This window comes from Cupriavidus respiraculi (assembly GCF_914271545.1).
GTDB classification, from domain to species: domain Bacteria; phylum Pseudomonadota; class Gammaproteobacteria; order Burkholderiales; family Burkholderiaceae; genus Cupriavidus; species Cupriavidus respiraculi.
In genome coordinates this window covers 44579-57219 of record NZ_CAJZAH010000003.1, presented here as the reverse complement: position 1 = coordinate 57219, position 12641 = coordinate 44579, and the positions used below count along the sequence as shown (strand labels likewise).

At 66.7% G+C, this 12641-nt stretch carries 13 protein-coding genes and 1 tRNA gene; 8 read left to right on the top strand and 6 right to left on the bottom strand.

The annotated features are described in order from the left end of the window. From obgE to rplU, 3 genes are all read right to left on the bottom strand, one after another. A complete protein-coding gene (gene obgE, locus LDO27_RS15340) occupies positions 1-1101 on the bottom strand; it encodes a GTPase ObgE (protein WP_224042602.1) in 1101 nt (366 codons plus the stop codon). 127 nt (positions 1102-1228) lie between these two features. Continuing rightward, positions 1229-1489: a 50S ribosomal protein L27 gene (rpmA, locus tag LDO27_RS15335; RefSeq protein ID WP_222208568.1), complete on the bottom strand. Its 261-nt coding sequence runs from the start codon at positions 1487-1489 to the stop codon at positions 1229-1231. A 61-nt stretch (positions 1490-1550) separates the two neighbouring features. Beyond that, a complete protein-coding gene (gene rplU / locus LDO27_RS15330) occupies positions 1551-1862 on the bottom strand; it encodes a 50S ribosomal protein L21 (protein ID WP_222208570.1) in 312 nt (103 codons plus the stop codon). A 629-nt stretch (positions 1863-2491) separates the two neighbouring features. Here rplU and ispB point away from each other — a divergent pair. The 8 genes from ispB (at position 2492) to LDO27_RS15290 (ending at position 9891) form a co-directional block, all read left to right on the top strand. Beyond that, positions 2492-3421 carry an octaprenyl diphosphate synthase gene (gene ispB / locus LDO27_RS15325; protein WP_224043134.1) on the top strand — a complete coding sequence of 310 codons (930 nt, stop codon included), beginning with the start codon at positions 2492-2494 and terminating at the stop codon, positions 3419-3421. 166 nt (positions 3422-3587) lie between these two features. Beyond that, positions 3588-3664: transfer RNA gene (locus LDO27_RS15320), tRNA-Pro, on the top strand. Positions 3665-3872: 208 nt separating this feature from the next. Next, complete coding sequence (locus LDO27_RS15315; RefSeq protein WP_224042601.1) at positions 3873-5651, top strand: ATPase, T2SS/T4P/T4SS family; 1779 nt, start codon at positions 3873-3875, stop codon at positions 5649-5651. 36 nt (positions 5652-5687) lie between these two features. Further along, positions 5688-6965, top strand: a complete 1278-nt coding sequence (locus LDO27_RS15310) for a type II secretion system F family protein (RefSeq protein ID WP_224042599.1) — start codon at positions 5688-5690, stop codon at positions 6963-6965. Between the two features lie 3 nt (positions 6966-6968). Next, complete coding sequence (locus LDO27_RS15305) at positions 6969-7874, top strand: prepilin peptidase (RefSeq protein ID WP_224042597.1); 906 nt, start codon at positions 6969-6971, stop codon at positions 7872-7874. A gap of 55 nt (positions 7875-7929) precedes the next feature. After that, positions 7930-8565 carry a dephospho-CoA kinase gene (gene coaE, locus LDO27_RS15300; RefSeq protein WP_222208578.1) on the top strand — a complete coding sequence of 212 codons (636 nt, stop codon included), beginning with the start codon at positions 7930-7932 and terminating at the stop codon, positions 8563-8565. A gap of 372 nt (positions 8566-8937) precedes the next feature. Beyond that, the gene (gene zapD, locus LDO27_RS15295; RefSeq protein ID WP_222208580.1) at positions 8938-9696 is read left to right on the top strand and encodes a cell division protein ZapD; all 759 of its coding nucleotides are present in this window, start codon (positions 8938-8940) and stop codon (positions 9694-9696) included. 6 nt (positions 9697-9702) lie between these two features. Then, positions 9703-9891 carry a DNA gyrase inhibitor YacG gene (locus tag LDO27_RS15290; RefSeq protein WP_222208582.1) on the top strand — a complete coding sequence of 63 codons (189 nt, stop codon included), beginning with the start codon at positions 9703-9705 and terminating at the stop codon, positions 9889-9891. A 22-nt stretch (positions 9892-9913) separates the two neighbouring features. Here LDO27_RS15290 and LDO27_RS15285 read toward each other — a convergent pair whose 3' ends face one another. The 3 genes from LDO27_RS15285 to argJ all read right to left on the bottom strand — a co-directional run bounded on the left by LDO27_RS15285 (position 9914) and on the right by argJ (position 12585). After that, on the bottom strand, positions 9914-10354 hold the full coding sequence (locus LDO27_RS15285; RefSeq protein ID WP_267920430.1) for an NUDIX domain-containing protein: 441 nt from the start codon (positions 10352-10354) through the stop codon (positions 9914-9916). 11 nt (positions 10355-10365) lie between these two features. Beyond that, positions 10366-11268 carry an ATP-binding protein gene (locus LDO27_RS15280; RefSeq protein WP_224042596.1) on the bottom strand — a complete coding sequence of 301 codons (903 nt, stop codon included), beginning with the start codon at positions 11266-11268 and terminating at the stop codon, positions 10366-10368. Positions 11269-11346: 78 nt separating this feature from the next. Beyond that, a complete protein-coding gene (gene argJ, locus LDO27_RS15275; protein ID WP_224042594.1) occupies positions 11347-12585 on the bottom strand; it encodes a bifunctional glutamate N-acetyltransferase/amino-acid acetyltransferase ArgJ in 1239 nt (412 codons plus the stop codon). Positions 12586-12641: the final 56 nt, after the last annotated feature.

Sequence of the window (12641 nt, the reverse complement as noted above, 5' to 3'; positions counted from 1 at the left end):
TCATTTGTTGTCGATGCTTGCCTGATCGACGTTCTGCAGGCGGTCGTCGAGGCGGATATCCGGTTCGGCCAGCGCCGCGGCCTCGTCGGCCTTGATCTGCGCGAGATGGTCCTTGATCGCGTAGATCAGCTCGCGGCAGCCTTCGCCGGTCAGCGCCGAGATGCGGAACACCGGCCCCTTCCACTTGTAGCGCTTGACGAAGTCCTTCACGCGCGCCTCGCGCTCGTCCTCGGGCACCATGTCCAGCTTGTTGAGCACCAGCCAGCGCGGCTTGGCGTACAGCGTCTCGTCGTACTTCTTCAGCTCGTTGACGATGGCCTTGGCCTCGGCCACCGGATCGACCGCCTCGTCGAACGGGGCGAGATCGACGATATGCAGCAGCAGGCCAGTACGCTGCAGATGGCGCAGGAACTGGTGCCCCAGGCCCGCGCCCTCGGCAGCGCCCTCGATCAGGCCGGGAATGTCGGCGACCACGAACGACTGCTCGTGGTCCACGCGCACCACACCCAAGTTGGGATGCAGCGTGGTGAACGGATAGTCGGCCACCTTCGGACGCGCGTTCGAGATGTGCGAGATAAAGGTCGACTTGCCGGCGTTGGGCATGCCCAGCAGGCCGACGTCGGCCAGCACCTTCAGTTCGAGCTTGAGCATGCGCCGCTCGCCCGGCTTGCCGTCCACCTGCTGGCGCGGCGCGCGGTTGGTACTGGACTTGAAGTGCAGGTTGCCCCAGCCGCCCATGCCGCCTTCGGCCAGGCACACGGTCTGGCCGTGCTCGGTCAGGTCGGCGATCAGCTCGCCGCTGTCCATGTCCATGATCAGCGTGCCGACCGGCATGCGCAGCGTCACGTCGGTGCCCGCGGCGCCGTAGCAGTCCGAGCCCCGGCCATTCTCGCCGTTGCGCGCCACGTGCTTCTTGGCGTAGCGGAAATCGATCAGCGTATTGATATTGCGGTCGGCCACGGCGAACACGCTGCCACCCCGGCCGCCATCGCCGCCGTCGGGTCCGCCGAACGGCACAAACTTCTCGCGCCGGAACGACGCGCTGCCATTGCCGCCATTACCGGCAATGACCTCGATGCGGGCTTCGTCGATGAACTTCATGATGGCTTCCGTGGTGTGCTACCTCGCGCCGCCCTCGTGGCGGCCGCGGCCGGCGACGCTGATATTGTCGCCAGAAAAGAAAAAGCCCCGCAAGCGTTGCGGGGCCTTCGTGCTGCAAAGGCTGTGATCAGGCTGCCGGAACGACGCTGACCTGCTGCTTCTTCGCAGCGCCCTTGACGGCGAACTTCACGTGGCCGTCGACCAGGGCGAAGAGGGTGTGGTCCTTGCCGATGCCCACATTCTCGCCGGCGTGCACACGGGTGCCGCGCTGACGGATGATGATGCTGCCGGCGTTGATGGCCTGGCCACCAAAGACCTTCACACCCAGACGCTTCGATTCGGAATCGCGGCCGTTCCGTGTGGAACCGCCGCCTTTTTTCTGTGCCATGACTTAACTCCTGTCGCTTTTACCTGATTACGCTTGGATCCGATGCTGACTGAGCGAACGCTCAGGCAACGATCGATTCGATGCGCAGTTCGGTGTAATTCTGGCGATGGCCCTGACGCTTCTGGTAGTGCTTGCGACGGCGCATCTTGAAGATCTTCACCTTGTCGTGACGACCTTGGGAGATAACGGTAGCTTTGACGGAAGCCCCGCTCACCAGCGGCGTACCAAACTTGATTTGGTCGCCGGCGCCCACTGCGAGCACCTGGTCGAGCGTGATTTCTGCGCCAATGTCTGCCGGTATCTGTTCTACTTTAAGTTTTTCGCCAGCAGCAACCTTGTATTGCTTACCGCCGGTTTTTACGACCGCGTACATTGTCGAACCTCTCGATGTGAAATAAAACGCCGAAAGCCAACGCTGGCAAGGCTCCGCGGCGAGGCGGAACGATACAGCAGGCCCGGTTATCTCCCGCCGGCAGGGAGGCAAGACACGCACTTCAGCCGGAGGAAACCGGGGATTGTATACGAGACTGCGGAAAAGCGCAAAGAAAACAGACACATAGGTCTGTTAGCGTATGGCGCCGGTCCCGCCGCGCCTGGCGCTTCACATGGGCAGGCGAATGCGGCATGGCGCCGCAGCGGGATACCTGGGGCGGCGCCTCACGTTGCCTCGGCCAGCAGGAAACCGGCCAGCGCGGCGAAGGCGACCCACCACGCCATGCGGCGACCGCTTGCGCGCGAACCCGGGCTCGAAGACGACGGCTTTTTCATGCCGGCATTATAGGCGCGCCGCCCCGCGCCACGACATCGCGGTTTGCCCGCACCCGCACCGCTGCCCCGCACCGGCACCGCGATGCGCGGCAAAGCCCGGCGGCAAGCCGAATTCCGCGCACCAACAGCGTTCATCCCGCCACGGCCATCGCATATAATCGCTCGTTCTGCGTAACGGTGATCATCTTGTCTCAGTCTTCCGCCACTGCCCTGCTCGCCCCGGTAGCCGCCGACATGCGAGCCGTCGACGCAGTCATCCGTCAGCGCCTGTCCTCGGAAGTCCCGCTGATCGAGCAGATCGGCGAGTACATCATCAGCGCGGGCGGCAAGCGTCTGCGACCGGTGATCCTGCTGCTGTCCGCGCGCGCCTTCGGCTATGACGGTCACCGCCATCACGAGTTGGCCGCCGTGGTCGAGTTCATCCACACCGCCACGCTGCTGCACGACGACGTCGTCGACGAATCGGAGCTGCGGCGCGGACGCGAGACCGCCAACGCGGTATTCGGCAACGCGGCCAGCGTGCTGGTCGGCGACTTTCTCTATTCCCGCGCCTTCCAGATGATGGTGGACGCCGGCAGCATGCGCATCATGGAGATCCTCTCCAACGCCACCAACGTCATCGCGGAAGGCGAAGTGCTGCAGCTGCTGAACATGCACGACCCCGACGTCACGGTGGAGCGCTATCTGCAGGTGATCCGCTACAAGACCGCCAAGCTGTTCGAGGCCTCGGCCCAGTTGGGCGCGGTGCTGGCCGGCGCCGACAGCACGATGGAGGAAGCCGCGGCGGAATACGGCCGGCGCATCGGCACCGCCTTCCAGCTGATCGACGACATGCTGGACTACACCGCCAGCGCCGAGCAGATGGGCAAGAACGCGGGCGACGACCTGCGCGAGGGCAAGCCGACGCTGCCGCTGCTGCATCTGATGGAACATGGCACGGCCGAGCAGCGGGCTCTGGCGCGCGAGGCGATCGTCCAGGGCGGCACCGAGCATTTCGACGCGGTATTCAGCGCGATCCACGCCTGCGGGGCGCTGGACGTCACCTTCGAGGCGGCCAGGCGCGAGGCCGAGGCGGCCGAGCGCGCCGCCATGCAGTTTCCCCCTTCGCAGCTCAAGGAAACGCTGATCGCGCTGTGCGCGTTCTCGCTGCAGCGCCAGTCCTGACCGTGACCGGCGGCGTCCCGGGCGGGCGCGAACGTGGGCAGCCGGCCCGCCGCGCCCCTCCACGGATGATTTTTTTGCGCGGCCGGCGCGCCCCTCTTTTCAAGGCCAAAACAAGCTGATACACTCGCGCTCTTTGCTGCTGACGCAATTCATCGGCAGACGAAAACGGGGTGTAGCTTAGCCTGGTAGAGCGCTACGTTCGGGACGTAGAGGCCGGAGGTTCGAATCCTCTCACCCCGACCAGTTTTCAAGAAAAGGCCGTGCACGATGTGCACGGCCTTTTTGCTTTGGTCGTCCACTGCGCTCTCCGCGCCCTCCCTCGCCAGTAGGGTTGAACCCGCGTCGCAAAAATGCCAACGCGGGTCGGCGCCGGCTTTACAAAAAGTGACCCCAACAGCAAACTGCCCCGATTCCGGGTCCTTCGGCCGCGCCACGGCCGCCAGCCTTCGCCATGACACTAGGTCTAGCGCTAGCGCTAGCGCAGAGCCGGCGCGTCGCGCCCGCGCTGCTCGCGCAGCTTGAGCAATCGGCACGAGAGAAGAAATCCCAGCTGATCGACGAGCTGATCGCCAGCGGCACCATGACCGCGCACGATGTGGCCATCTTCGCCGCCGACAAGTACCAGCTGCCGCTGGTGGACCTGAACCAGTTCAACCTGAACCGCGTGCCGCCGGCGCTGGCCGGCAACCGCGACTTCCATGCGCATCGGCTGCTGCCGCTTGGCCGGCGCGAGAACCGGCTGGTGCTGGGGCTGTCCGATCCGTCCGACCAGGCCGGGCTCGATGCGATCCGGCAGAAGTACAACCTGCCGGTCGAGGTCATCGTCGTGGAGCACGACAAGCTGATGCGGCATGTCCGTTCGGCCGGCGAAAGCGCCGGGACCTTGCGCGCCGTCTCGCCCGTGGCCGCCGAGCGCAAGATGATCGAATACGATCCCGTGGCCGCGGCCGCCTCCCGCGGCAACAAGGCCACGGCCGATATCGACGATGCCCCGGTGGTGCGCTTCCTGCAGAAGCTGCTGACCGAGGCCTTTCACCGCGGCGCGTCCGACCTGCATTTCGAGCCCTTCGAGACCTTCTACCGCGTGCGCTTCCGTGTCGACGGCGTGCTGCAGGAGGTGGCCCGCCCCCCGCTGGATATCCGCGACAAGATCGCCACCCGCATCAAGGTGCTGTCCCGCCTCGATATCTCCGAGAAGCGCGTACCGCAGGACGGGCGCATGAAGCTGCTGATCCCGCTGCCCAAGGGCAAGGAGCAGAAGGAGCCGAAGGACCTGAAGGACCCGAAGGAACACAGGGAACAGGACGGCAGGGACACGGAGACCAAGGCCATCGACTTCCGCGTCTCGACGCTGCCGACGCTGTTCGGCGAGAAGATCGTGATGCGGATTCTGGATTCGTCCAGCGACAAGCTGAACATCGATCAGCTCGGCTACGAGCCCGCGCAGAAGGCGCTGCTGCTGGACGTGATCAAGCGCCCCTACGGCATGGTGCTCGTGACGGGGCCCACCGGCAGCGGCAAGACGGTCTCGCTCTATACCTTCCTGAACCTGCTCAACGAGGGCGAGATCAATATCTCGACCGCCGAGGACCCGGCCGAAATCCAGCTGCCCGGTATCAACCAGGTCAACGTGAACGAGAAGGCCGGCCTGACCTTCGCCGCGGCGCTGCGCTCGTTCCTGCGCCAGGACCCGGACATCATCATGGTCGGCGAGATCCGCGACCTGGAGACGGCCGACATCTCGATCAAGGCGGCGCAGACCGGCCACCTGGTCTTCTCGACGCTGCACACCAACGACGCGCCGACCACGCTCACCCGGCTGATGAACATGGGCGTGGCGCCGTTCAACATCGCCTCCAGCGTGCTGATGATCACGGCGCAGCGGCTGGCGCGCAAGCTGTGCGCCTGCAAGCAGCCCATCGAGGTGCCGGCAAGGCTGCTGCTGCAGGCGGGCTTTCGCGAGTCCGAGCTGGACGGCAGCTGGCGGCCATACCAGCCGGTGGGCTGCGACGTGTGCAACGGCAGCGGCTACAAGGGGCGGCTCGGCATCTACCAGGTGATGCCGATCACGGAGCCGATGCAGGAGATCATCCTGGCGCACGGCACGGCGCTGCAGATTGCCGAGCAGGCGCGCAAGGACGGCGTGCTATCGTTGCGCGAGGCCGGGTTGCTCAAGGTCCGGCAAGGTCTGACCTCGCTCGAAGAAGTGCTGGCAACCACGAACCAATAAAAAAGAACATCAGAACAATGTCATCAGGGGTCAAACATGGCGACGCGCGCATCGGATGCTGCCGCCCGCAAGGCGGCGCCCGCAAGGGTCAAGCCTGCGGCGGGGAGCGGTTCTAAACCGGCCACCCAGTACATCTTCGAATGGGAGGCCAAGGACCGCAAAGGCAAGGCCTTCACCGGCGAGCTGCGTGCCGGGAACCAGGCCGAGGTCAACGCCACGCTGCGCAAGCAGGGCCTGACCGTGGTCCGGCTGAAGAAGCGCCGCGCGGCGCGCGGGCGCAAGATCACGCAGAAGGACGTGGCCTATTTCACCCGGCAGCTGTCGACCATGCTCAAGGCGGGCATTCCGCTGCTGCAGTCGATCGACATCATCGCGCGCGGCCACGCCAATCCCAACTTCACGCAGCTGCTGTCGCAAATCCGCTTCGACATCGAATCGGGCAGCAGCATGGCGCAGGCTTTCCGGCGCCATCCGCGCTACTTCGACACCCTGTACTGCAACCTGATCGATGCCGGCGAACAGGGCGGCATCCTGGACGCGCTGCTGGAGAGGCTGTCGCTGTACATGGAGAAGACCATCGCGCTGAAGAGCCAGATCAAGTCCGCGATGATCTATCCGATCGCGGTGCTGACCGTGGCCTTCGCCGTGACCGTGATCCTGATGCTGTTCGTGATCCCGGCGTTCAAGGGAGTGTTCGCCAGCTTCGGCGCCAACCTGCCCGCCCCGACGCTGGTGGTGATCGCCATCTCCGATTTTTTCGTGGAGTACTGGTACCTGATCGTCGGCGGGCCCATCCTGTCCATCGTCATGTACCTGCGGGCGCGGCGGCGATCCGAGAAAGTGCGGCGCGCGAGCGACCGCATGCTGCTGCGCCTGCCGATCTTCGGCAGCCTCTTCCGCAAGGCGGTGATCGCGCGCTGGACGCGCACGCTGGCCACCATGTTCGCGGCCGGCACGCCGCTGGTGGAGTCGATGGAATCGGTGGCCGGCGCCGCCGGCAACTGGGTCTACCACGACGCCACCCGGGAGATCGAGCAGGCGGTACGGATCGGCACCAGTCTCACCAACGCCATGCAGGCGACCCACGTATTCGACAATATGGTCTTGCAGATGACGCAGATCGGCGAGGAGTCCGGCGCGCTGGACAATATGCTGCTGAAGGTGGCGGAGTTCTACGAGCGCGAGGTGGACGACGCGGTCGCCGCGATCTCCAGCCTGATCGAGCCCATCATCATCGTGATCCTGGGCGTGCTGATCGGCGGCATGGTGATCGCGATGTATCTGCCGATCTTCAAGCTGGGGCAGGTGGTCTGAGGCATGGTGGAAGGGATTTTCGCAGCGGCCGGCGCGCCGCAGGTGATCGGGGCGCTGGCCGTGCTGCCCACGTGGTTCCTGGGCCTGGCGGCGGGCCTGCTTGGCCTGGCGGTCGGCAGTTTCCTCAATGTGGTGGTGCACCGCCTGCCGCGCATGATGGAGCGGGACGAGGCCAACTACATTGCCATGCTGCGCGGCGACCCGGTGCCCCATCCCGGCCGCTACGACCTCATGCTGCCGCGCTCGGCCTGCCCGCACTGCGGCCATGCGATCGCCGCCCGGGAGAACATCCCGGTGCTCAGCTACCTGCTCCTGCGCGGCCGCTGCGCGGCGTGCCGCGCGCCGATCGGCCTGCGTTATCCGCTGGTGGAACTGGCCAGCGGCGCGCTCGCCGTGCTTGTCGCCTGGCACTTCGGACCCACCTGGCAGGCGCTGGCCGCGATGGCGCTGGTCTGGGCCCTGCTGGCGCTCACGCTGATCGACGCCGACACCCAGTTGCTGCCGGACCAGATCACCCAGCCGCTGCTGTGGCTGGGGCTGCTGCTGAACGTCGGCGGCCTCTTCGTGGCGGTGGCCGATGCGGTGGTGGGCGCCGCCGCCGGCTACCTGCTGCTGTGGAGCGCCTACTGGCTGTTCCGCCTCGTGCGTGGCAAGGAAGGCATGGGCTACGGCGACTTCAAGCTGATGGCCGCGCTGGGCGCGTGGTTCGGCTGGCAGGCGCTGCCGGCACTGGTGCTGCTGTCGTCGGTGGTGGGCCTGCTGTTCGGGCTTGCCAATATCGCGCTGCGCCGTCAGGATCGCGATACGCCGTTCCCCTTCGGACCCTTTATCGCCGGCGCCGGACTCGTCGTGCTCTTCATCGGCGCGGACTGGCTGATGCTGGCGGCGCTGGACCTGGCGTATCCGTAAGTAGCCCCGCATGGCGGGTTCACGGGCCGCGCATTGACCTTCCATGGCAAACCCCATGCTCGAGATCGGACTGACCGGCGGCATCGGCTCTGGCAAGAGCCGCGTCGCCGACCTCTTTGCCGCGCGCGGCGCGGCGGTGATCGACACCGACCTGCTGGCGCATGAAATCACCGCGCCCGGCGGGCTGGCGATGCCGGCGCTGGTCGAGGCGTTCGGCCCCGGCTGCCTGCGCGCCGACGGGGCGATGGACCGCGACGCCATGCGCGCGCTGGTGTTCAGCGACCCCACCGCGAAGCGCCGCCTGGAGGCCATCACCCACCCGCTGATCCGCCAGCTGACCGAGGCGCGCGCGCTCGCGGTGCGCACCGAAGGCAGGCATCCGTACCTGATCTACGTGGTGCCGCTGCTGGTCGAGTCGGGCACGTGGCGCGAGCGCGTGGAACGCGTGGTCGTGGTGGACTGCAGCGAGGAGAACCAGATCGCGCGGGTGATGGCGCGCAATGGCTTTACCCGCGCCCAGGTCGAGTCGATCATGGCGCGCCAGGCGACCCGGGCGCAACGCCTGGCCGTCGCCACCGATGTGATCGACAATGACGGCCCGCCGCAGGCGCTGCCCGCGCAGGTCGACCAGCTCGACGCGCTCTACCGCTCGCTCTCCTCGCCCTCGCCCGCCGCCGGCATTCCCCACTGACGGGTGGTGCGGCCGGGGCATGCGGCCCCCGGCGCGTCCGCGCGGCCCGCTATTCGTTGTTCTCTCACGCGGTCTCGCATAGAATGCGTTGGAATATGCTGGGAAATGCCTGCATACAGCCATTTTTGAAAGACCCGCGCTGAAACGCCACGCCAGTTGGCCAGTCGGGTCCGAATCCAGGTGATAAGGCGAAACCGCCGCCGGGACTCCCGTTTCTGCCGACACGGATCCAGCCTCACCGAAGTCATGCGAATGCATCCGCTACAGCCTGCCGCTTCGCTCGCTGCACGCGCGGATTCGCCGCTTCGTTGATGCGCTGATGCCGCGCCGGTCCGGGTACCGGTCCATCGCCGCGCTGCACGGACACGCCCCTTGATCCTGTACGAATATCCTTTCAACGAACGCATCAGGACGCTACTGCGCCTGGAAGACCTGTTCGATCGGCTGGATTTCTTTCTCGGGCAGCACCACGCCCTGCAGCACCATGTGGCACTGACCACCCTGTTCGAGATCATCGATGTCGCCGGACGCGCCGATCTGAAGACCGACCTGATCAAGGAACTCGAGCGCCAGCGCCAGGCGCTGACCGCGCTGCGCAGCAATCCGCAGATCGACCAGCAGGCGCTGGACACCGTGATCGGGGAGATCGAGCACGCCATCGCGCTGCTCGGTTCGGCGATGGGCAAGGCGGGACAGCTGCTCACCGAGAACGAATGGCTGACCAGCATCCGCAGCCGCGCGATCATCCCGGGCGGCACCTGCGAATTCGACCTGCCTTCCTACTACGCCTGGCAGCACCGGCCCGACGAGGACCGGCAGGCGGATATCCTGAAGTGGGTACGCCCGCTGGTGCCGCTGCGCGTGGGCACCTCGACCGTGCTGCGCCTGCTGCGCGAATCGGGCCAGAGCGGCAAGGTCATCGCCACCGGCGGCAGCTACCAGCAGATGCTGTCGGGACGCAGCTACCAGCTGATGCAGGTGATGCTGGACGAGTCGCTGCTCGCCTTCATCCCGGAAATGAGCGCCAACAAGTACATGCTGTGGGTGCGCTTCACCCAGCAGGACGGCGACATGCGCCCCAAGTCCGTGGACGCGGACATTCCCTTCCTGCTCAAGCTCTGCAATTTCTGATCGCCGATGCCTTCCGTAGTCAAGTGCCCCACCTGTGGCAAGGACGTGGCCTGGGTGCCCGAAAACAAGTTCCGGCCGTTCTGTTCCGAACGATGCAAGCAGATCGATCTGGGCGCATGGGCCGCCGAAAAGTACGTGATCGGCGGCAAGCCCGGGGATGCCGCCGAACAGGCGGACGATGACGACGAACGCTGAACGATAGCGCCCACGGCCGGGCTCAGGCCCCGGCGCTTTCCTCCGCCAGCCACTGCACCACCGGAATGGTGGCCGGCAGCAGCGGACCGACCGTCACCGGCACGGTCTGCCACGAGAACGCCTGGCCCTCGAGGCCGACCGGCTCGCCGGACCACCCCGTCACCTTGCAGAAGTGCAGCCGCACGTAGGCGTGCGGGTAATCGTGCTCGAGCACGTGCCAGCGCACGCAGCGCGTGACCTCCAGCCCCAGTTCCTCGTGCAGCTCGCGCGCCAGCGCGGCTTCCACCGACTCGCCGGGCTCCAGCTTGCCGCCCGGAAACTCCCAGTAGCCTTCATATGGCTTGCCCGCGGGACGCTGGGCCAGCAGAAAGCGGCCGTCCGGCTGCATCATCACGCCCACCGCAACCTCGGTGACCTTGCGGCCTTGCGCGTTGACCGCGCCGGGCGCCGCGGCGCCGGCCATGCCTGCCGCGCTCACGGCTGCGCCGTTCCGATATCGGCGACGAAGGGCTTGCCGTGCTTGCCGCCCCAGTCGCGCGCGAACTGCCAGGCCACGCGGCCGGAACGCGAGCCGCGCTCCAGCGCCCACACCAGCGCATCGCCACGGGCGGCGGCGATGTCGTCGTCCGTGCAGCCGAAATGCCGCAGCCAGTGGGCGACGATCGTCAGGTATTCGTCCTGCTTGGGCGGATAGAACGACAGCCACAGCCCGAAGCGCTCGGACAGCGAGATCTTCTCCTCGACAACCTCGCCCGGGTGGATCTCGCCATCGTCGGTATGCCGGTAGCCCTCGTTGTCCTTCATGTATTCGGGCAGCAGGTGGCGCCGGTTCGAGGTGGCGTAGACCAGCACGTTGTCCGACTGCGTCGCCACCGAGCCATCCAGCGCGGATTTCAGTGCCTTGTAGCCCGACTCCCCTTCCTCGAACGACAGATCGTCGCAGAAGACCACGAAGCGCTCGGGGCGCTGCGCCAGCTGGTCGACGATATCGCCCAGGTCGCCCAGGTCGGCCTTGTCCACTTCCACCAGGCGCAGACCGTCCTTGACGAAGGCGTTCAGGCAGGCCTTGATCAGCGACGACTTGCCGGTGCCGCGCGCGCCGGTCAGCAGCACGTTGTTGGCGGGCAGCCGCTGCACGAACTGGCGCGTATTGGAGACGATGGCGTCCTTTTGCCGGTCGATATTCTTCAGGTCGTCCAGATGGATCGGCGGCAGCTGGCGGATCGGCTGCAGATAACCGATGTTGCCGAACAGGCTTTGCCGCTTGCGCCAGCGAAAGGCGACGGCGTGGTCCCAGTCGGCATCGTTGAGCTGAGGCGGCAGCCACGGTTCGAGCCGGGCAAGCAGGGATTCGAGGCGGGCGGCGAGATCGGACATGGGAAGGCGGGAGCGGCGTTGCGGGACTGGCGGCGCGGCATGGCGCGTTACCCCGCCACGCCACCCCGCGCCAGGGCATCAAGAACGGTAGTCGGCGTTGATCGATACGTAGTCGTGGGACAGGTCGCAGGTCCACACGGTGGCCTCGGCGTTGCCGCGGCCCAGCGCGATGCGCACGAGGATCTCGGGCTGCTTCATCACGCGCTGGCCGTCCTCCTCGCGGTAGTCGGGGTTGCGGCCGCCATCGCGCGCCACCCAGACATCGTCCAGCCACAGGTTGACCTTGCTGACATCGAGATCCTCGACCCCGGCGTAGCCGACCGCCGCCAGGATGCGGCCCAGATTCGGATCCGAGGCGAAGAAAGCGGTCTTGACCAGCGGCGAGTGGGCCACCGCATAGGCGATCTGCCGGCATTCGGCCACGCTATTGCCGCCTTCGACGCGGATCGTCATCAGCTTGGTCGCGCCCTCGCCGTCGCGCACGATCATCTGCGCCAGTTCCTGCGCCAGCGCCGTCACCGCGCCACGCAGGGCCTCGAAGGCCTCGCCCTCGGCCCGGTCGATCAGCGGCGCGCCGGACTTGCCGGTGGCGACCAGCATGAAGGAATCGTTGGTCGAGGTATCGCCGTCGATGGTGATGCTGTTGAACGAGTGATCGGCGGCATGCGACACCAGCGCCTGCAGCACCGGCTGCGCCACGGCGGCATCGGTGGCCATGAAGCCCAGCATCGTGGCCATATTGGGCCGGATCATGCCGGCGCCCTTGCTGATGCCGGTCAGCGTGACGGTCTTGCCGCCGATCTGCACCGTGCGCGAGGCCGCCTTGGGCTGCGTGTCGGTGGTCATGATCGCCTCGGCGGCGGCCAGCCAGTTGTCCGGCTTCGCGGCCGCCACGGCGGCGGGCAGGCCGGCCGTCAGGCGCTCCAGCGGCAGGGGTTCGAGGATCACGCCGGTCGAGAACGGCAGCACCTGCTCGGGGGCGATGCCAAGCTGCGCGGCCAGCGCCGCGCAGGTGGCGCGGGCGTTCGCCAGGCCCGGCTCGCCGGTGCCGGCGTTCGCATTGCCGGTGTTGACCACCAGCGCGCGGATGCCCTTGCCGGCGCCGGCCGCCGCCAGATGCTCGCGGCACACCTGCACCGGGGCGGCGCAGAAGCGGTTGCGCGTGAACACGCCCGCCACGGTGCTGCCCTCGGCCACCCGCATCACCAGCACGTCCTTGCGGTTGGCCTTGCGGATGCCCGCCTCGGCCCAGCCCAGCTCGACGCCGGCGACGGGTTTCAGGTTCTCTGCCAGCGGCAGCGGCAAGTTGACGGCCATATGCGTTCCTCTATCTGTTTCCGGAGCGTGCGCCGCCGGTCTGGCGGCGCAATGCG